We start from the raw sequence: 19,073 nt of genomic DNA on the forward strand, positions 1-19,073 counted from the left end.
GCTGCTTTCGAATTCATCGACCACAAACAAAAACGCCCGGCCAAAAGGCCGGGCGCTTTTCTCAGGCAATCTTACTTATCGTCAGCTTTGCCCGGAACATTAGCGGTTTCACCACTTGTGCCTTCAACTTCTTCTTTCATGCGCTTGAGGCCCAGGTGCCGCACGTCGGTACCGCGCACCAGGTAAATCACCAGCTCCGAGATATTGCGCGCGTGGTCGCCGATCCGTTCCAGCGAACGCAGCACCCAGATAATGCTCAGAACCCGCGAGATAGAGCGCGGGTCTTCCATCATGTAGGTGGCGAGCTCACGCAGCGCGGTTTTGTATTCACGGTCGATGATCTTGTCGTACTGGGCCACCGACAAAGCCAGGTCAGCGTCGAAGCGGGCAAAAGCGTCCAGTGCATCGCGAACCATGTTGCGTACCTGGTCGCCGATGTGGCGAACCTCGACATAACCCCGTGGGGCTTCGCCTTCTTCGCACAACTGGATGGCACGACGGGCGATCTTGGTCGCTTCGTCACCGATGCGCTCCAGGTCGATCACCGACTTGGAGATGCTGATGATCAAACGCAAGTCCGACGCCGCCGGCTGACGACGGGCCAGAATGCGCAGGCATTCTTCGTCGATGTTGCGTTCCATCTGATTGATCTGGTCGTCGATCTCGCGAACCTGCTGGGCCAGGCCGGAGTCGGCCTCGATCAGCGCGGTCACCGCGTCGTTGACCTGCTTTTCCACCAACCCGCCCATGGCCAGGAGGTGGCTGCGCACTTCCTCGAGCTCAGCGTTGAACTGCGCGGAGATGTGATGGGTAAGGCCTTCTTTACTAATCATGTTGGCGTCCTTGGAGCGTCCGGTAAGGTGCGGTGGACCGCAGCGTCAGTTCAGTGAGCAACAACAGCTTCCTAGCCGTAGCGACCAGTGATGTAGTCTTCGGTCTGCTTCTTCGCCGGATTGGTGAACAGGGTGTCGGTGTCGCCGAATTCCACCAGTTTGCCCATGTACATGAACGCCGTGTAGTCGGAAACCCGCGCGGCCTGTTGCATGTTGTGGGTCACGATGACGATGGTGAACTTCGATTTCAGTTCGTAGATCAGCTCTTCGACTTTCAGCGTGGAGATCGGGTCAAGTGCCGAGCACGGTTCGTCGAGCAGTAATACTTCTGGCTCCACGGCGATGGTGCGAGCGATTACCAGACGTTGTTGCTGACCACCGGACAGGCCGAGTGCCGATTCATGCAGACGGTCTTTGACTTCGTCCCACAGCGCCGCGCCTTTCAACGCCCACTCGACGGCTTCGTCGAGGATGCGCTTCTTGTTGATGCCCTGGATGCGCAGGCCGTAGACCACGTTCTCGTAGATGGTTTTCGGGAACGGGTTCGGCTTCTGGAACACCATGCCGACGCGACGACGCAGCTCGGCCACGTCTTCGCCCTTACGGTAGATGTTGTTGCCGTAGAGGTTGATCTCGCCTTCGACACGGCAGCCATCCACCAGGTCGTTCATGCGGTTGAACGTACGCAGCAGCGTGGACTTGCCACAGCCGGACGGGCCGATGAAGGCGGTCACGCGCTGTTTCGGGATGTTCATGCTGACGTCGTACAGCGCTTGTTTGTCACCGTAGAACAGGCTCAGGCCCGGCACTTCAATCGCGACGGTTTCCTGTTCAAGGCTCAAGCTCTGCTTGTCGCGGCCCAGGGCAGACATGTTGATGCCGTGGGTATGTGCTTCGTGCTGCATGGGAGGCTCCCTGTGCTAACAAATTCGGTTCGGTTGTGTGGGAGCGAACCTGCTCGCGAAGGGGCCATCACTGGCGCCAAAAGCTTCGCGAGCAGGCTCGCTCCCACAGGAAAATCAGTGCTGCATGAGATCAGCTATCCAGCGCTTTGTACTTCTCGCGCAGGTGGTTACGGATGTAAACGGCCGACAGGTTCAATGTCGCGATTACCAGCACCAGCAGCAGCGCCGTGGCGTACACCAGCGGCCGCGCAGCCTCGACGTTCGGGCTCTGGAAGCCGACGTCATAGATGTGGAAGCCCAAGTGCATGATCTTCTGGTCCAGGTGCAAGTACGGGTAGTTGCCATCCACCGGCAGCGACGGCGCCAGTTTCACCACCCCCACCAGCATCAGCGGCGCCACTTCACCGGCGGCGCGAGCCACGGCGAGGATCATGCCGGTCATCATCGCCGGGCTGGCCATCGGCAGCACGATCTTCCACAAGGTTTCAGCCTTGGTCGCGCCGAGGGCCAACGAGCCTTCGCGCACGGTGCGAGGAATCCGCGCCAGACCTTCTTCGGTGGCCACGATCACCACCGGCACCGCCAGCAGCGCCAGGGTCAGGGACGCCCAGAGCAGACCCGGCGTACCGAAGGTCGGTGCCGGCAGTGCTTCAGGGAAGAACAACCGGTCAACCGAACCGCCCAGCACATAGACGAAGAAGCCCAGGCCGAACACGCCGTAAACAATGGCCGGAACACCGGCCAGGTTGTTCACCGCGATGCGGATAATCCGGGTCAACACGTTCTGCTTGGCATATTCACGCAGGTAAACCGCCGCCAGCACGCCGAACGGGGTCACGATCATCGCCATGATCAGGGTCATCATCACGGTGCCGAAAATCGCCGGGAAAATCCCGCCTTCGGTGTTCGCTTCACGGGGATCGTCGCTGAGGAATTCCCACATCTTGCTGAAGTAGAAACCGACCTTGGTGAAGGTGCCCATCGCGTTCGGCTGATAAGCATGGACCACTTTACCGATGCCGATTTCAATCTCTTTGCCGTTCGCATCGCGGGCCGTCAGGCTGTCGCGATTGAACTGGGCGTGCAGGTCGTTCAGGCGGACTTCGACCTCTTGATAACGAGCGTTGAGCTCGGCGCGCTCGGACTCCATGTCCGCTTGTGCGGTGGCATCGAGTTGGCCAGCCAGTTCCAGTTTGCGGCCGTGCAGACGGAGGCGCTCAAGACCCGCGTTGATCGCGCCGATGTCGGTTTTTTCCAGGTTCTTGAGCTGTGCCGCGAGTTTGTTGACGCGATCGACACGGGCCTGCAGCTCAGGCCACGCAGCCTCGCCTTCAGCGATGACCTTGCCATCCTGTTTGACGTTGACCAGGTAGCCGTAGAAGTTGCCCCACTCGCGACGCTCAATGGCCATCAATTCAGGCGGGGTCTTCTGGTTAGTCAGCCACTCGCCGACGATCCAGGTGAAGTCGTTGCCGTTCAAGTCACGGTTGCCGACCTTGATCAGCTCCCGGGTCATGAACTCCGGGCCCTGATCAGGCACCGGCAGGCCAGCGCTTTTCAGGCGCTCGCGCGGCACTTCTTCTTTCTGCACCACTTCGCCGATGACGAGGTGGTTGGCCTGGCCCGGCACGTCGTAGCTGGCGTGAATCAAATCCGCCGGCCAGAAGTGACCCAGACCGCGCACGGCAATCACTGCCAGCAGGCCAATGGTCATGATGACCGCGATGGACACCGCGCCACCACTGATCCAGACGCCGGGGGCGCCGCTCTTGAACCATCCATTCAGGGAGTTCTGTTTCACAGACTTCTACCTTTCTTAAAGCGACGAGTATTTCTTGCGCAGACGCTGACGAATCAGTTCCGCGAGGGTGTTCATGACGAAGGTGAACAGCAACAGCACCAGCGCCGAGAGGAACAGCACGCGGTAGTGGCTGCCGCCGACTTCCGATTCGGGCATTTCCACTGCGACGTTGGCGGCCAGGGTGCGCAGGCCTTCGAACAGGTTCATTTCCATGACCGGCGTGTTGCCGGTGGCCATCAGCACGATCATGGTTTCACCGACCGCACGGCCCATGCCGATCATCAGCGCCGAGAAGATACCCGGGCTGGCGGTGAGGATCACCACACGAGTCATGGTCTGCCACGGTGTGGCACCGAGGGCCAGGGAACCGAGGGTCAAACCGCGAGGCACGCTGAACACGGCGTCTTCGGCGATGGAGTAGATGTTCGGGATCACTGCAAAGCCCATGGCCAGACCGACCACCAGAGCGTTGCGCTGGTCGTAGGTGATGCCCAGGTCGTGGGAGATCCACATGCGCATGTCGCCGCCAAAGAACCAGGTTTCCATGTACGGGCTCATGTACAGCGAGAGCCAGCCCACGAACAGGATCACCGGAATCAGAATTGCACTTTCCCAACCGTCCGGCACTTTCAGGCGGATGGATTCAGGCAGGCGGCTGAAGACGAAACCGGCCACCAGAATGCCAATCGGCAAGAGCATCAGCAGGCTGAAGATGCCCGGCAAATGTCCTTCCACATACGGTGCGAGGAACAGACCGGCGAAGAAACCGAGGATCACCGTCGGCATCGCTTCCATCAGTTCGATCACCGGTTTGACCTTGCGGCGCATGCCCGGGGCCATGAAGTACGCGGTGTAGATGGCAGCGGCGACGGCCAGTGGAGCGGCCAGCAGCATGGCGTAGAAGGCGGCTTTCAAGGTACCGAAGGTCAGCGGAGACAGACTCAGCTTGGGTTCGAAGTCGGTGTTGGCGGCGGTCGATTGCCAGACGTATTTAGGCTCGTCGTAGTTCTCGTACCAGACCTTGCTCCACAACGCGCTCCAGGAAACCTCTGGGTGCGGGTTATCGAGCAGCAGCGGTTGAATCTTGCCGCCCGCCTCCACGATCACACGGTTGGCCCGTGGTGACAGGCCGAAGATGCCTTGGCCATCGACCACCTGGTCCACCAGCAAGGTGCGGTGGGCGGTGCTGTGGAACACGCCGAGCTTGCCGGACGCATCGAGAGCGATGAAGCCTTTGCGACGTTCTTCAGCGGTGATTTCAACGATCGGCGCAGTGCCCATCTGGAAGTTACGAATCTGCTTCAGACGCAGTTCGCCATCGTGGTCGCGGGCCATGAACCACTGGGCCAGACCACCCTTGGAATCACCGAGGATCAGCGAGATGCCACCCACCAATTGAGTACTGGCGGTGATTTGCGCTTCGCCATCATCCAGCAGTTTGTAGCGACCGTTGAGGCTCTTGTCGCGCAGGCTGAACACGTCGGCCTGGGCGCGACCGTTAATCACGTACAGCCATTGCTGGCGTGGGTCGACGAAGATGTTCTTCACCGGCTCGGTCATCTGCGGCAGATCGATGCGCTTCTGCTCGTTGGTGATTTCGCCGGTCATCATGTTTTCTTCGCTGGTCAGCGACAAAACGTTGAGTTGCGCACCGGTGGAACCCACCAGCATCAGGGTGGTGTCGGTAGCGTTCAGGCTGATGTGTTCCAGCGCACCGCCCGCTTCGTTCAGCGCAATCGGCGTTTCGCCATACGGGTATTCGATGGCCGGCGAGATGGTTTTCTTGCCGTCCGGGTAGCTGACTTTATAAGTGTGACGGAACACCAGTGCCTGACCGTTGGACAAGCCCACCGCCACCAATGGATGGCCGGGCTGGTCTTCGCCGATGGAGGTCACGGTAGTGCCGGCCGGAATCGACAGATCGACGCGCTTGAGTTCAGCGCCGCTGTCGATATCGAAGAACAGGGCCTGGCCCTTGTCGGAAACCCGCATGGCGACCTGATTCTGTTCTTCCAGGGAGATCATCAACGGCTTGCCGGCGTCTTGCATCCAGGCGGGCGTGATGGCGTCCTTGGCGGTCAGGTCGGCGCCCTGAAACAGGGGAGCGACAACGTAAGCAAGGAAGAAAAAGATCAGCGTGATCGCGCCGAGAACGGCGAGGCCGCCCACGAGGACGTACCAACGGGTCAGGCGATCTTTGAGCGCGCGGATGCGGCGCTTGCGTTGCAGCTCAGGCGTATTGAAGTCAATTCGCTTGGGGGGATTTGTAGTCATGGTGGAATTGGCCAGATCATTCATTCGCACACCCTAGCGATCCTGTATGACAGAAAGATGACAGTGCAGTGACGCAACAAATCCGCCGCCCGTGGAAACTGGCAGTGGATCGAAAATTTGGGGGCTGTAGGAGCTGTCGAGTGAAACGAGGCTGCGATCTTTTGATCTTGCAGTTGGAAGCCAGATCAAAAGATCGCAGCCTCGGTTCCCTCGACAGCTCCTACACAGGCCCGGGTTTACCCCGAACCTAGGGTTTTACTTTTTTGCGACTTCAGCGCCACCTTCCTGCAGACCCAGGTCAGCCAGTGCTTTTGCAGCAACCTTGGCCGGCAGTGGGATGTAGCCGTCTTTCACTACAACTTCCTGGCCCTGTTTGGACAGAACCAGTTTCACGAACTCAGCTTCCAGCGGAGCCAGAGGCTTGTTCGGGGCTTTGTTGACGTAAACGTAGAGGAAACGCGACAGCGGGTACTTGCCGTTCAGGGCGTTTTCTTCGGTGTCTTCGATGAATTCAGTGGTGCCTTTCTTGGCCAGGGCCACAGTCTTCACGCTAGCGGTTTTGTAGCCGATGCCCGAGTAACCAACGCCGTTCAGCGAGGAGCTGATCGACTGCACGACCGAAGCCGAACCTGGTTGTTCGTTGACGTTTGGCTTGTAGTCACCTTTGCACAGGGCTTCTTCTTTGAAGTAGCCGTAGGTGCCGGATACCGAGTTACGACCGAACAGCTGAACCGGCTTGTTGGCCAGGTCGCCGGTCACGCCCAGGTCGCCCCAGGTTTTCACGTCGGTTTTAGCGCCGCACAGACGAGTGGACGAGAAGATCGCGTCAACTTGTTCCATGGTCAGGTGCTGGATCGGGTTGTCCTTGTGGACGAAGATTGCCAGGGCGTCCACGGCAACCGGGATAGCGGTTGGCTTGTAGCCGTACTTCTGCTCGAAGGCAGCCAGTTCGGTGTCCTTCATCTTGCGGCTCATCGGGCCCAGGTTAGCGGTGCCCTCAGTCAGCGCAGGCGGCGCAGTGGCGGAGCCAGCGGCCTGAATCTGAATGTTTACGTTCGGGTATTCTTTTTTGTAGTTCTCAGCCCACAGGGTCATGAGGTTGGCCAGGGTATCGGAGCCGACGCTGGACAGGTTGCCCGACACACCAGTGGTCTTGGTGTAGCTCGGGATCGACGGGTCAACAGCGGCGAACGCGTTGGCAGTCGCAACGCCAGCAGCGACAAAAGTCATTGCCGCCATCAAACGCTTCAGTTTCATGCCTTACTCCTAGCAGATAGGGTGTGTTAAGTCGGGGCCAAGTATCAGCAGGCCGTGTGAACACTCTATGGCTGAAATATGACAATTAGATGAAAGGCCAGCATTGGGCTTATTGCAGGATAATTCGCGTCGCTCCCACAGGGGATCTGCGGTGATCACAGAACCAATGTGGGAGCGAGCTTGCTCCGGGCGGCGTTCCGACGATGAGGCCGGTACAGTCAAAGAAAGGGGTCGATTAACGCCCCTTCTTCCAGAGGTACGCACCCACAAGAACACCGACACCGCAAATGATCGCTACGTAATAGGCAGGCCCCATCGGGCTTTCCTTGAGCAACAAGGTGACAACCATTGGGGTCAGGCCGCCGAAGATGGCGTAGGCCAGGTTGTAGGAGAACGACAGCCCGCTGAAGCGCACCACCGCCGGGAAGGCTTTGACCATCACATATGGCACCGCACCGATGGTGCCGACCAGCAAGCCGGTCAAGGCGTACATCGGGAACAGCCAGTCAGGGTGGTTGAACAGGCTGTGGTAGAAGGTCCACGAACTGATCAGCAACGCGGCACTGCCAAATACAAACACCCGACCAGCACCGAAGCGGTCAGCCAGCGCACCTGAGGCGACGCAGCCCAGGCTCAGAAACACGATCGCCAGGCTGTTGGCCTGCAACGCGGTGGTTGGCGAGAAGTGGTAGACGGTCTGCAGCACGGTCGGGGTCATCAGGATGACGACGATGATGCCGGCAGACAGCAGCCAGGTCAGCAGCATGGAAATCAGGATCGCCCCGCGATGGTCGCGCAACACGGCGCGCAGCGGCACTTCTTCTGCCAGGGCCTTGCGCAGTTGCAGCTCGGCGAACACCGGAGTCTCGTGCAGCCAGCGGCGCAGGTAAACCGAGAACAGGCCGAACACGCCACCCAGCAGAAACGGAATCCGCCAGGCGTAATCCGAAACTTCAACCGGGGTGTAAATGCTGTTGATTGCGGTGGCGACCAGCGAGCCCAGCAGGATACCGGCCGTCAGGCCGCAGGTCAGGGTGCCGCAGGCGTAGCCAATGTGGCGTTGCGGCACGTGTTCGGAAACGAATACCCATGCGCCCGGCACTTCACCGCCAATCGCGGCGCCTTGAATCACCCGCATCAGCAGCAACAGGATGGGTGCCCACATGCCGATCTGCGCATAAGTCGGCAGCAAACCCATGATCAGGGTCGGCACCGCCATCATGAAAATGCTCAGGGTGAACATCTTCTTGCGTCCCAGCAGGTCGCCGAAGTGCGCCATGACAATGCCGCCCAAAGGTCGCGCGAGGTAGCCGGCGGCAAAGATCCCGAAGGTCTGCATCAAACGCAGCCACTCGGGCATGTCGGCCGGGAAGAACAGCTTGCCGACCACCGTGGCGAAGAACACGAAGATGATGAAATCGTAAAACTCCAGCGCGCCGCCCAAGGCAGACAGCGACAAGGTCTTGTAGTCGTTGCGAGTCAGCGGACGTGCGGACTGGGTTGGCTGCGCGATGCTCGAAGGCGCTGTGGTCATGGCAAGGCTTCTCTTATAGTCGGATCTGCAACCCCAACAACGCTGGCTGAGGCTTGGGCAGGTCCGGCACGATAGCAAATTGTTCGAAAAAGCACATAGAGGTGCGTATTTGACGGTCGAAATGAGAACCGGACGGTCGTCTCGGAGTCTACCGACCGATATACTCGCAATCCTGCATCTGCTTGTAAGGGGTTGCTGTGCGAAAACGTCGTTGGCAGCCGTCAGCCGATTTCGCAGAGTTTCCCTTTAGGCGCCTTACGAAAAACGTGACGAACGTAGTATGTTCGGGGTGAATCGTTTTTCTTTGAGACGGCTATTCACCTGAAGTACCAATGAGAGTCACGGGTCAGAGGCACCCCCGGCATGATAGAGCTCGAACAAGAAGATCCAATCCCGCAAGGCGACCTTGCCCTGCAAATTACCGCGCTCCCTCGCGAAACCAACGGCTTTGGCGATATTTTCGGCGGTTGGCTGGTGTCGCAGATGGATTTGGCCGGCACCGCGATGGCCAGCAAAGTTGCGGGTGGCCGCGTGGCTACGGTTGCGATCGACCGCATGGCGTTTCTGGTTCCGGTAGCGGTGGGCGCTCAGCTCTCCTTCTATACCCAGGCGCTGGAAATCGGCCGCAGCTCGATTCAGATGATGGTCGAAGTCTGGAGTGACGATCCGCTGTCCAGCGAGTGGCGTAAAGTGACTGAAGCCGTGTTTGTGTTCGTCGCCATCGACGGCAGCGGTCGCACCCGTTCGGTTCCGCCTAGAGCGCGTTAAACACTGCGACCTTTTTGCGGTCCATTGCAGTCATTGTTCCTGATCGAGAGTTGCCCCATGAGCACGCCCAACGTTGAAGCCGTGAAACTGGATGAACTGAACTGCTGGCGCATCCGCCACGGTCAGGCCGAACTGCTGGTTGCCCAGCAGGGCGCGCACATCCTCAGTTATCAAGTGGCCGGGCAACCGCCGCTGATCTGGCTCAACGACGAGGCCGTGTTCAAGACGGGCAAGAGCATACGCGCCGGGGTTCCGGTGTGCTGGCCGTGGTTCGGCAATCTGCCGCGCAACCCGCAGAGCGTTCAGGCGATGCGCGTCAGCAACGAAGCGCCGACCGCCCACGGGCTGGTAAGGGCGATGGACTGGGAGCTGGGCGGCATTGAAACCGAGGGCGAAAGCCTGAAGGTGGAGTTTGTTCTGCCATACCCTGAAGGCGGCTTGCCAGGCTGGCCGCATCAAGTGGATTTGAAGCTGAGCATTCGTCTGGATGAGCAACTGCACATCAGCCTGACCAGCCATAACCAGGGCGCTGACAAAGTCACCATCAGCCAGGCGCTGCACAGCTATTTCGCGGTCAGCGATGTACGCGAAGTGCATGTCGAAGGGCTGGATGGCTTGAGTTACATCGAAACCCTGGACGACTGGAAAACCGTCACTCAGACCGGCGATCTGCGTTTTGCCGGTGAGACCGATCGTATCTATCTCAATACCCCGGCGAAGCTGAGCATTGTCGATCCGGCCTGGGAACGGCGCATCGAGCTGACCAGCAGCGGTTCACGCTCGGCGGTGATCTGGAATCCGTGGATTGAACGCGCTGCGGCGTTCAGTGACATGGCCGACGATGGCTGGCAGCGCATGCTGTGCATTGAAACGGCGAATGTGATGGATGATGTGGTGACGCTGGCGCCGGGTGCGAGCCATACCTTAGGCGTGAGCATCGCCAGCAAATCTCTATAAGCAACACCCCAGAACCAATGTGGGAGCGAGCTTGCTCGCGATGAGGGCATAACATTCAACATCAATGTTGACTGTTACACCGCCATCGCGAGCAAGCTCGCTCCCACAGTTGATCTTTGTCAGCCTGACTGGCGCGTTACAAATCCGATTCCTTCACCACCCGCACCTTCGCCGCATCCAGCGCATACGCTGCGTCAGCCAGGTCGTTGTTGACCTTCTCTACCTTCAGCGTGCCGGTCACCCACAGCGGTGTATAGATGTCATTCAGCTTCAAACCTTTCGGATAACGCACCAACACCAATTGATTAGGTGGCGGCGGCGGTACGTGAATGCAGGCGCCCGGATACGGCACGAGGAAGAACAATGTGCTGTGGCCCTTGGCGTCGGACTCCAGCGGCACCGGATAACCACCGATGCGGATGTTCTTGTCGTTCATCGACGGCACGGTTTTGGTCGAATACATCACCGCCGGCAAGCCCTTGCTCTGCTTCATGCCACCCTTTTTGGTAAAGGTGCCATTGGCTTCGGGGGAGTTGTGGTCGATTTCGGGCATGGCCTCGAGGGCTTTCTGGTCCGACTTGGGCATCAGTTCGAGCCAGTCGGTTTCCGGCAGTTCGCCGGCATGGGCGAGGCCCGAGCCCAATAAAAGGAAAGTCAGTAAAAGACGGCGCATGGAGGTGCTCGGCAAAGGAGAGGACAGTGCAACGCCGAGCATTCTAGCCCGCTCTGCGTGCGGCGCAGAGGGGGCTTTGTCGCTTTGGATCAGTTCTTTTTGATCAAACCGTAGATCACCAGCAACACCACCGCGCCAACCAGCGCACCGATGAAGCCTGCACCTTGACCAGCCTGGTAGATGCCCAGAGCCTGGCCGCCATAAGTGGCCGCCAGCGAACCGCCGATACCGAGCAGGATGGTCATGATCCAGCCCATGCTGTCATCGCCCGGTTTCAGGAACCGAGCCAGCAAGCCGACGATCAAGCCGATAAAGATGGTTCCGATAATTCCCATGACATTTCCCTCTGATTGAATGGCTATGCGAAAGACTAGTCAGACTTTGGCATCCTGCCATGAGAGAACGGCGGTCCCTGAATGGTTCCGCCGCTGTCACATGAAACTATTCGGCGATAAGCGCCTCGACCTTGAGGATCTGCTGCTCTAGCGTGGCCTTGTCGGCGCAGCGCAGGTTGGCGTGACCGACCTTGCGACCGACCTTGAACGCCTTGCCATAGTGATGCAGATGGCAATCGGCAATGGCCAGGACTTTCTCGGTCTCCGGCACTTTACCGATGAAGTTCAGCATCGCGCTCTCGCCGACCTTGGCCGTCGAACCCAACGGCAGACCGGCAACGGCCCTCAGGTGGTTTTCGAACTGGCTGCACTCGGCACCTTCAGTGGTCCAGTGACCCGAGTTGTGCACACGTGGAGCAATCTCGTTAGCCTTGAGGCCACCGTCGACTTCAAAGAACTCAAACGCCATCACGCCGACATAATTCAGCTGCTTGAGCACACGGCTGGAATAGTCTTCCGCCAAGGCCTGCAACGGGTGATCGGTGCTGGCCACGGACAGTTTGAGGATGCCGCTGTCGTGGGTATTGTGAACCAGCGGATAGAACCTGGTTTCGCCATCGCGAGCACGCACGGCGATCAACGAAACTTCACCGGTAAACGGCACGAAACCTTCCAGCAGGCAGGCCACGCTGCCCAGTTCGGCGAACGTACCGACCACATCTTCAGGCTTGCGCAGGACCTTCTGGCCCTTGCCGTCGTAACCCAGGGTGCGGGTTTTCAGCACGGCCGGCAGACCGATCAAAGCCACGGCAGCGTCCAGATCGGCTTGCGATTGAATGTCGGCGAACGCCGGGGTAGGAATCCCCAGGTCCTTGAACATGCTCTTCTCGAACCAGCGATCACGGGCGATGCGCAGCGCTTCGGCGCTCGGGTAGACCGGGACGAATTGCGACAGGAAGGCCACGGTTTCGGCCGGGACGCTTTCGAACTCGAAAGTCACCAGATCGACTTCATCGGCCAGCTGACGCAGGTGATCCTGATCGCCGTAATCGGCCCGCAGGTGTTCGCCCAACGCGGCTGCGCAAGCATCCGGCGCGGGGTCCAGGAAAGCGAAGTTCATGCCCAGCGGAGTGCCCGCCAGCGCCAACATGCGACCCAACTGGCCGCCACCGATTACACCGATCTTCATCGTCAACAACCTCAGGCGATGCGTGGGTCTGGATTTTCCAGGACGCTGTCTGTCTGCTCAGCGCGGAATTTTTTCAGCACCGCGTGGAACTGCGGGTGCTTGGCGCCGAGGATACTCGCCGAGAGCAACGCTGCGTTGATCGCGCCAGCCTTGCCGATGGCCAGGGTGGCGACCGGAATGCCCGCGGGCATCTGCACGATGGACAGCAGCGAATCGACGCCCGAGAGCATCGACGACTGTACCGGCACGCCCAGTACCGGCAGGTGGGTCTTGGCCGCACACATGCCTGGCAAGTGAGCCGCGCCGCCAGCACCGGCGATGATCACCTCGATGCCGCGCGCCTCAGCCTCTTCGGCGTACTGGAAGAGCAGGTCCGGGGTGCGGTGGGCAGAGACCACTTTCACCTCGTAAGGAATGCCGAGCTTTTCCAGCATATCGGCGGTGTGGCTAAGGGTGGACCAATCGGACTTGGAGCCCATGATCACGCCAACCAGTGCACTCATCGTCGTGCCTCTTCTCTCTGGGCGCCCGCAGGCGCGTCAAAAAACAACAAGCCACGCAAAATGCGTGGCTTGATTGTACGAATTATGGCCGGACGAACCGGCCGAAGGCCGCGCAGTATACCTCAATGAAGCAGATAAACAGCCCCCATAGCGACCATCTGTCATTCGGGCCAAAGTCCCGGTTTTATTGACTCGAAGGTCAATCAATTACACCACCAATCCCTGTGGGAGCGAGCTTGCTCGCGATGGCGGCCGAACCATCAACATTGATGTCGGATATGACGGCCTCATCGCGAGCAAGCTCGCTCCCACAGGGTTCTACGTTGTTTTCAAGAACCGGTTGTGCCTTGGGCGGCGCCGCCTTCAAGTTTGCGCCACAGCAACCGCACATTCGCCTTGCGCACCAGCGCGCAGCGGTACAAGCGAATCTCCAGCGGCACATGCCATTGCGGGCCGCCGCAAACCACCAGTTCACCTCGAGCCAGTTCGGCGCGCACGCTGAGCCGCGGCACCCAGGCAATGCCCAATCCTTCCAGCGCCATGCTTTTAAGGCTGTCGGCCATGGCCGTCTCGTAGATGGTGGTGAAGCGCAGCGCACGCTGGCGCAGCAGCATGTTCACCGAACGCCCAAGAAACGCACCAGCGCTGTAAGCGAGCAGCGGCACACTGCCTTCGCCTTCCAGGTCGAACAGCGGCTTGCCCTCGGCGTCCGCCGCGCAGACCGGGAGCATTTCGGTGTCGCCAAGGTGTAGCGATGGGAAGATTTCCGGGTCCATCTGCATCGCGGCATCCGGGTCGTAAAATGCGAGCATCAGATCGCAACCGCCTTCGCGCAGGGCATGCACCGCATCACCGACGTTGGTTGCCACCAGCCGCGTCGCGATGTTCAGGCCTTCATTACGCAATTGCGCAATCCAGCGCGGGAAGAACCCCAACGCCAGGGAGTGAGCGGCGGCGACTTGCATCACCTCGCCCTGCCCGCCTTCCAGGTGATGAAGGTGACGCAACACTTCACCAAGCTGCTCGACCACCGTTCGCGCGGTAACCAGAAACAACTGCCCCGCCGCCGTCAGCTCGATCGGCGTGCGCGAGCGATTGACCAGGGTCAGCCCCAGCGCGGCTTCAAGGCTGCGGATCCGCCGACTGAACGCCGGCTGAGTCACGAAGCGGCGTTCGGCAGCCTGGGAGAAGCTGCGGGTGGCGGCCAGAGCACTAAAGTCCTCCAGCCATTTACTTTCAAGGTTCATCACGTCCTCCCGGACACGCACCAATTTAGGTCACACGCTCGCCGCAGACACGGCGTCACACGCGCATTATGCCGAATGTGCATAGGCTAGTGTTTAACAGCATTGGCCCAAAATTCTCCACAAGCCTAGCATTTGCAGTGTTCCGGCACAGCCCGGGTCCATATCGAGATGATTTCTATCATGTCTTCCGCTGCATCTTTCCGCACAGAAAAAGACCTGCTTGGCGTACTCGAAGTACCTGCTCAAGCGTATTACGGCATCCAGACCCTGCGAGCGGTGAACAACTTCCGTCTCTCCGGCGTTCCGATTTCGCATTACCCGAAGCTGGTTGTCGGCCTGGCAATGGTCAAACAGGCTGCCGCTGACGCCAACCGCGAGCTGGGTCACCTGAGCGAAGCCAAGCACGCTGCCATCAGCGAAGCCTGTGCACGTTTGATCCGCGGCGATTTCCACGAAGAGTTCGTGGTGGACATGATTCAAGGCGGCGCTGGCACTTCAACCAACATGAATGCCAACGAAGTCATCGCCAACATCGCGCTGGAGGCCATGGGTCACCAGAAGGGCGAATACCAATACCTGCACCCGAACAACGACGTGAACATGGCGCAGTCGACCAACGACGCCTATCCGACCGCGATCCGTCTGGGTCTGCTGCTGGGTCATGACGCGCTGCTGGCCAGCCTCGACAGCCTGATCCAGGCCTTCGCTGCCAAAGGTGTTGAGTTCAGCCACGTATTGAAGATGGGCCGTACCCAGCTGCAAGACGCCGTGCCGATGACCCTGGGTCAAGAATTCCGTGCCTTCGCCACAACCCTGAGCGAAGATCTGGCGCGTCTGAAAACACTGGCGCCTGAACTGCTGACCGAAGTGAACCTGGGCGGCACCGCGATCGGTACCGGCATCAACGCCGACCCGCGTTACCAGCACCTGGCCGTTGAGCGTCTGGCGCTGATCAGCGGTCAACCGCTGGTTCCGGCCGCCGACCTGATCGAAGCCACCTCCGACATGGGCGCCTTCGTGCTGTTCTCCGGCATGCTCAAGCGCACCGCGGTCAAGCTGTCGAAGATCTGCAACGACCTGCGCCTGCTGTCCAGCGGCCCACGCACCGGCATCAACGAAATCAACCTGCCAGCGCGTCAGCCAGGCAGCTCGATCATGCCCGGCAAGGTCAACCCGGTTATCCCGGAAGCGGTTAACCAGGTGGCGTTCCAGATCATCGGCAACGACCTGGCCCTGACCATCGCGGCCGAAGGCGGCCAGTTGCAACTGAACGTGATGGAGCCGCTGATCGCGTTCAAGATCTTCGACTCGATCCGCCTGCTGCAACGCGCCATGGACATGCTGCGCGAGCACTGCATCGTCGGCATCACCGCCAACGAAGAGCGTTGCCGTGAACTGGTCGAGCACTCGATCGGTCTGGTCACCGCGCTGAACCCGTACATCGGCTATGAAAACGCCACCCGTATTGCCCGTATCGCCCTCGAAAGCGGCCGTGGCGTGCTGGAACTGGTGCGCGAAGAAGGCTTGCTCGACGACGAAATGCTCGCCGACATCCTGCGCCCGGAAAACATGATTGCTCCGCGTCTGGTTCCGCTTAAAGCCTGAACCGACGCGTTACTTGTAGCACCGCTCACCAGGTCGAGGGACTAGACACCTCTCGCCTTTTGAGGGCTTGGGGATTTATTCCCCAGGCCCTTTTTTTTAACTCTCGGACACCCCAACCGTCTTCTGTGGGAGCGAGCTTGCTCGCGATGAACGATAACGCGGTGTAACAGAAAAACCGCAGCGTCTGCATCGCGAGCAAGCTCGCTCCCACAAGAGCCTGACACCAAAAATGTTAGGTGTTTCATAGGCTTAGTTTCACCGAATGCACCACAACCGTGCAGACGGACGGCACGCTCATCGGTATAGTGCCGCCCCTCTTCGCGTGAGCGGTCGTCGGTAACGAGGCCCAAACCCATGCGAAACCCGAACTAATAACAAACCCGCAATATGAAATCGGGACGAACCTTCGCCTCGCCTGTTTTGCCGCGCGCAAAGCGGTGTAACGCGATGTTTCTGACCGCCCAGCATTTGCCTACACAAAAAACAGCGAGGAATAATCCATGCTCGAAGTCATTAACGACTTCCTCTCAGGGAAAGTACTGATCGTGCTCATTGTCGGGCTCGGTAGCTACTTCACGATCCGCTCGCGTTTCGTTCAATTGCGTCACTTCTTCCACATGTTTGCGGTATTCCGCGACAGTCTCAAAAGCAGCGCCGGCCAACTCAGTTCGTTTCAGGCCCTGATGCTCAGCCTCGCCGGCCGCGTCGGTGCGGGTAACATCGCCGGTGTCGGTATCGCCGTGACCCTGGGTGGTCCGGGTGCTGTGTTCTGGATGTGGGTGACCGCGCTCGTCGGCATGTCCAGCAGCTTCTTCGAATGCTCCCTCGGCCAGCTCTACAAGCGCTGCGACTCCGACGGCACATACCGTGGCGGCCCGTCCTATTACATCCAGCACGGCCTGCAGAAACGCTGGCTGGGCATGATCATGGCGTTCCTGCTGCTGATCACGTTCGGCTTCGCCTTCAACGGTCTGCAATCCCACGCCGTGACCCACTCGCTGAACAACGCTTTCGGCCTCGACACCACCTGGACCGGCCTGGCCCTGGCGGTATTGTTGGGTCTGGTGTTCATCGGTGGTATCAAGCGCATCGCCAAGGTCGCTGACCTGCTGGTGCCGGTGAAAACCCTGGTGTACATCGGCGTGACCATTTACGTGATCGTGCTGCAAATCGACCATGTTCCAGCGATGCTGATGACCATCGTCAAAAGCGCCTTCGGTCTGGATCAAGCCTTCGGCGGCCTGATCGGCAGCGCCATCGTCATGGGCGTGAAGCGTGGCGTGTTCGCCAACGAAGCAGGCCTGGGCAGTGCGCCAAACGTGGCTGCGGTCGCGTCGGTCGAACACCCGGTGGCACAAGGTGTGGTTCAGGCGTTCAGCGTGTTCCTCGACACCTTCGTGATCTGCACCTGCACCGCGTTGCTGATCCTGCTCTCGGGCTTCTACACCCCGGGCTTCGAAGGCGACGGCATTGCCCTGACCCAGAACTCTCTGGCCGCCGTGGTCGGTGACTGGGGCCGGAGTTTCATCTCCGTGGCCCTGTCGTTGTTCGTGTTCACCTCGATCCTCTACAACTACTATCTGGGCGAGAGCAACCTGCGCTTCCTGATCGGTGAAAACCGCAAGGCGTTGATCGGCTACCGCGCATTGGTACTGGTGTTGATCTTCTGGGGTGCGATCGAGAACCTGGGCACGGTGTTCGCCTTCGCAGACATCACTATGACCCTGCTGGCGTTCGTGAACCTGATCGCGCTGTTCCTGCTGTTCAAAGTCGGCATGCGCATCCTGCGTGACTACGATGACCAGCGCGCTGCCGGCATCAAGACGCCCGTGTTCGATTCGAGCAAATTCCCGGACCTGGACCTGGACTTGAAAGCCTGGCCAGCCAATCCGCCGGCTGCCGCTCCCAAGACCACAGTTGAGCCGCAAGGCGTACCCGCAGCGCAACGCTGATCGGTTAAAGTGCGCACAATCCCCTGTAGGAGTGAGCCTGCTCGCGATAGCGGTCTATCAGCCAGCATTAATGCTGCCTGACACGCCCTCATCGCGAGCAGGCTCACTCCTACAAGGGGAAGTTCATTGTTCTCGGAGTATCTCCATGAATTCCTCGACCTACCCCGCCGCCCAGCACGTCATGGTGCTCTACACCGGCGGCACCATCGGTATGCAAGCCAGTGCTCACGGCCTGGCCCCTGCTTCTGGTTTCGAAGCCCGGATGCGCGAGTATCTGCACGGCCAGCCTGACCTTGTCGTGCCGCAGTGGCGCTTTCGCGAGATGTCGCCGCTGATCGACAGCGCCAACATGACCCCTGATTACTGGCAGCAACTGCGTGAAGCGGTGGTCGACGCCGTCGATGTCCAGAGTTGCGACAGCGTACTGATCCTGCACGGCACCGACACCCTCGCCTACAGCGCTGCGGCCATGAGCTTTCAGCTGCTCGGCCTGCATGCCCGCGTGGTGTTCACCGGCTCGATGCTGCCGGCCGGCGTAGCCGACAGCGATGCCTGGGAAAACCTCAGTGGCGCGCTGGTTGCACTGGGTCACGGCCTTGCGCCGGGCGTTCATCTGTACTTCCACGGCGAACTGCTGGACCCAACGCGTTGCGCGAAGGTGCGCAGTTTCGGTCGCCATCCATTCAAGCGTCTTGAGCGTCAGGGTGGTGGTGCGAAGGCGTCTTCAATACCGGCATCGCTGACCTACAACCAGCCCAAGCAATTGGCGAAAGTCGCTGTGTTGCCGTTGTTCCCCGGTATCGGCGCCGAGATATTGGACGGCCTGCTCGACAGCGGCATTCAGGGCCTGGTGTTGGAGTGCTACGGCAGCGGCACCGGACCGAGCGACAACTCAGAGTTCCTCGCCAGCCTGGAACGGGCGCGGGACAAGGGTGTTGTGGTTGTAGCCGTCACCCAATGCCATGAAGGTGGCGTCGAGTTGGATGTTTATGAGGCCGGTAGTCGGTTACGCGGTGCAGGCGTGCTTTCGGGTGGTGGCATGACCCGTGAAGCCGCGTTCGGCAAGTTGCACGGATTGCTGGGTGCAAATCTGGATAACGCTGAAGTGCGTCGTCTTGTAGAGCTCGACCTGTGCGGCGAACTCATCTGACACCCTGCAAAACCCTGTGGGAGCGAGCTTGCTCGCGATAGCGGTGGGTCAGGCGACATTAATGCTGGATGATCTGCCGCTATCGCGAGC

Annotated in this window: 16 protein-coding genes; 5 read left to right on the forward strand and 11 right to left on the reverse strand. The window is 59.7% G+C overall.

Annotation, left to right across the window (positions count from 1 at the left end; genetic code table 11):
- Nucleotides 1–71: 71 nt before the first annotated feature.
- The 6 genes from phoU to VD17_RS11370 form a co-directional block, all read right to left on the reverse strand.
- Nucleotides 72–833, reverse strand: a complete 762-nt coding sequence (phoU, locus tag VD17_RS11345) for a phosphate signaling complex protein PhoU (protein WP_008150055.1) — start codon at nt 831–833, stop codon at nt 72–74.
- Nucleotides 834–904: 71 nt separating this feature from the next.
- On the reverse strand, nt 905–1,738 hold the full coding sequence (pstB, locus tag VD17_RS11350; RefSeq protein WP_033059285.1) for a phosphate ABC transporter ATP-binding protein PstB: 834 nt from the start codon (nt 1,736–1,738) through the stop codon (nt 905–907).
- 130 nt (nt 1,739–1,868) lie between these two features.
- The gene (gene pstA, locus VD17_RS11355) at nt 1,869–3,539 is read right to left on the reverse strand and encodes a phosphate ABC transporter permease PstA (protein WP_046053890.1); all 1,671 of its coding nucleotides are present in this window, start codon (nt 3,537–3,539) and stop codon (nt 1,869–1,871) included.
- A gap of 15 nt (nt 3,540–3,554) precedes the next feature.
- Nucleotides 3,555–5,588 (reverse strand): ABC transporter permease subunit, encoded by a 2,034-nt coding sequence (locus tag VD17_RS11360; RefSeq protein ID WP_185753138.1) that lies wholly within the window; start codon nt 5,586–5,588, stop codon nt 3,555–3,557.
- A gap of 480 nt (nt 5,589–6,068) precedes the next feature.
- Nucleotides 6,069–7,070 (reverse strand): phosphate ABC transporter substrate-binding protein PstS, encoded by a 1,002-nt coding sequence (locus tag VD17_RS11365; RefSeq protein WP_046053892.1) that lies wholly within the window; start codon nt 7,068–7,070, stop codon nt 6,069–6,071.
- Nucleotides 7,071–7,305: 235 nt separating this feature from the next.
- Nucleotides 7,306–8,604: an MFS transporter gene (locus VD17_RS11370; RefSeq protein ID WP_046053893.1), complete on the reverse strand. Its 1,299-nt coding sequence runs from the start codon at nt 8,602–8,604 to the stop codon at nt 7,306–7,308.
- A 363-nt stretch (nt 8,605–8,967) separates the two neighbouring features.
- On the opposite strand from VD17_RS11370, the gene VD17_RS11375 reads away from it, so the two are divergent.
- Together VD17_RS11375 and VD17_RS11380 are read left to right on the forward strand one after the other, a co-directional pair.
- Nucleotides 8,968–9,372: an acyl-CoA thioesterase gene (locus VD17_RS11375; RefSeq protein ID WP_003177184.1), complete on the forward strand. Its 405-nt coding sequence runs from the start codon at nt 8,968–8,970 to the stop codon at nt 9,370–9,372.
- A gap of 57 nt (nt 9,373–9,429) precedes the next feature.
- Complete coding sequence (locus VD17_RS11380) at nt 9,430–10,329, forward strand: D-hexose-6-phosphate mutarotase (RefSeq protein ID WP_046053894.1); 900 nt, start codon at nt 9,430–9,432, stop codon at nt 10,327–10,329.
- Between the two features lie 136 nt (nt 10,330–10,465).
- Here VD17_RS11380 and VD17_RS11385 read toward each other — a convergent pair whose 3' ends face one another.
- The 5 genes from VD17_RS11385 to VD17_RS11405 all read right to left on the reverse strand — a co-directional run bounded on the left by VD17_RS11385 (nt 10,466) and on the right by VD17_RS11405 (nt 14,276).
- The gene (locus VD17_RS11385; RefSeq protein WP_046053895.1) at nt 10,466–11,002 is read right to left on the reverse strand and encodes a DUF3299 domain-containing protein; all 537 of its coding nucleotides are present in this window, start codon (nt 11,000–11,002) and stop codon (nt 10,466–10,468) included.
- Nucleotides 11,003–11,091: 89 nt separating this feature from the next.
- Nucleotides 11,092–11,337 (reverse strand): GlsB/YeaQ/YmgE family stress response membrane protein, encoded by a 246-nt coding sequence (locus VD17_RS11390; RefSeq protein WP_008030708.1) that lies wholly within the window; start codon nt 11,335–11,337, stop codon nt 11,092–11,094.
- A 106-nt stretch (nt 11,338–11,443) separates the two neighbouring features.
- Nucleotides 11,444–12,526 carry a 5-(carboxyamino)imidazole ribonucleotide synthase gene (locus VD17_RS11395; RefSeq protein WP_046053896.1) on the reverse strand — a complete coding sequence of 361 codons (1,083 nt, stop codon included), beginning with the start codon at nt 12,524–12,526 and terminating at the stop codon, nt 11,444–11,446.
- Nucleotides 12,527–12,537: 11 nt separating this feature from the next.
- On the reverse strand, nt 12,538–13,029 hold the full coding sequence (gene purE, locus VD17_RS11400; RefSeq protein WP_008150032.1) for a 5-(carboxyamino)imidazole ribonucleotide mutase: 492 nt from the start codon (nt 13,027–13,029) through the stop codon (nt 12,538–12,540).
- A gap of 329 nt (nt 13,030–13,358) precedes the next feature.
- On the reverse strand, nt 13,359–14,276 hold the full coding sequence (locus VD17_RS11405) for a LysR substrate-binding domain-containing protein (protein WP_046053897.1): 918 nt from the start codon (nt 14,274–14,276) through the stop codon (nt 13,359–13,361).
- A gap of 180 nt (nt 14,277–14,456) precedes the next feature.
- Here VD17_RS11405 and aspA point away from each other — a divergent pair, with 180 nt between their 5' ends.
- From aspA to VD17_RS11420, 3 genes are all read left to right on the forward strand, one after another.
- The gene (gene aspA, locus VD17_RS11410; protein WP_033059267.1) at nt 14,457–15,881 is read left to right on the forward strand and encodes an aspartate ammonia-lyase; all 1,425 of its coding nucleotides are present in this window, start codon (nt 14,457–14,459) and stop codon (nt 15,879–15,881) included.
- Between the two features lie 500 nt (nt 15,882–16,381).
- Nucleotides 16,382–17,833 carry an alanine/glycine:cation symporter family protein gene (locus tag VD17_RS11415; protein ID WP_046053898.1) on the forward strand — a complete coding sequence of 484 codons (1,452 nt, stop codon included), beginning with the start codon at nt 16,382–16,384 and terminating at the stop codon, nt 17,831–17,833.
- 145 nt (nt 17,834–17,978) lie between these two features.
- Nucleotides 17,979–18,983 (forward strand): asparaginase, encoded by a 1,005-nt coding sequence (locus VD17_RS11420; RefSeq protein WP_046053899.1) that lies wholly within the window; start codon nt 17,979–17,981, stop codon nt 18,981–18,983.
- The last annotated feature ends 90 nt before the right edge of the window (nt 18,984–19,073 follow it).

The organism is Pseudomonas fluorescens (assembly GCF_000968015.1).
Classification (GTDB): Bacteria; Pseudomonadota; Gammaproteobacteria; order Pseudomonadales; family Pseudomonadaceae; genus Aquipseudomonas; species Aquipseudomonas fluorescens_W.

Bases quoted from the DNA above. Each gene is read 5' to 3' on its own strand.
- phoU (WP_008150055.1), bottom strand. From the start codon at position 833: ATGATTAGTAAAGAAGGCCTTACCCATCACATCTCCGCGCAGTTCAAC.
- pstB (WP_033059285.1), bottom strand. From the start codon at position 1,738: ATGCAGCACGAAGCACATACCCACGGCATCAACATGTCTGCCCTGGGC.
- VD17_RS11360 (WP_185753138.1), bottom strand. From the start codon at position 5,588: ATGCAAGACGCCGGCAAGCCGTTGATGATCTCCCTGGAAGAACAGAAT.
- VD17_RS11365 (WP_046053892.1), bottom strand. From the start codon at position 7,070: ATGAAACTGAAGCGTTTGATGGCGGCAATGACTTTTGTCGCTGCTGGC.
- VD17_RS11370 (WP_046053893.1), bottom strand. From the start codon at position 8,604: ATGACCACAGCGCCTTCGAGCATCGCGCAGCCAACCCAGTCCGCACGT.
- VD17_RS11375 (WP_003177184.1), top strand. From the start codon at position 8,968: ATGATAGAGCTCGAACAAGAAGATCCAATCCCGCAAGGCGACCTTGCC.
- VD17_RS11380 (WP_046053894.1), top strand. From the start codon at position 9,430: ATGAGCACGCCCAACGTTGAAGCCGTGAAACTGGATGAACTGAACTGC.
- VD17_RS11385 (WP_046053895.1), bottom strand. From the start codon at position 11,002: ATGCGCCGTCTTTTACTGACTTTCCTTTTATTGGGCTCGGGCCTCGCC.
- VD17_RS11390 (WP_008030708.1), bottom strand. From the start codon at position 11,337: ATGGGAATTATCGGAACCATCTTTATCGGCTTGATCGTCGGCTTGCTG.
- VD17_RS11395 (WP_046053896.1), bottom strand. From the start codon at position 12,526: ATGAAGATCGGTGTAATCGGTGGCGGCCAGTTGGGTCGCATGTTGGCG.
- purE (WP_008150032.1), bottom strand. From the start codon at position 13,029: ATGAGTGCACTGGTTGGCGTGATCATGGGCTCCAAGTCCGATTGGTCC.
- VD17_RS11405 (WP_046053897.1), bottom strand. From the start codon at position 14,276: ATGAACCTTGAAAGTAAATGGCTGGAGGACTTTAGTGCTCTGGCCGCC.
- aspA (WP_033059267.1), top strand. From the start codon at position 14,457: ATGTCTTCCGCTGCATCTTTCCGCACAGAAAAAGACCTGCTTGGCGTA.
- VD17_RS11415 (WP_046053898.1), top strand. From the start codon at position 16,382: ATGCTCGAAGTCATTAACGACTTCCTCTCAGGGAAAGTACTGATCGTG.
- VD17_RS11420 (WP_046053899.1), top strand. From the start codon at position 17,979: ATGAATTCCTCGACCTACCCCGCCGCCCAGCACGTCATGGTGCTCTAC.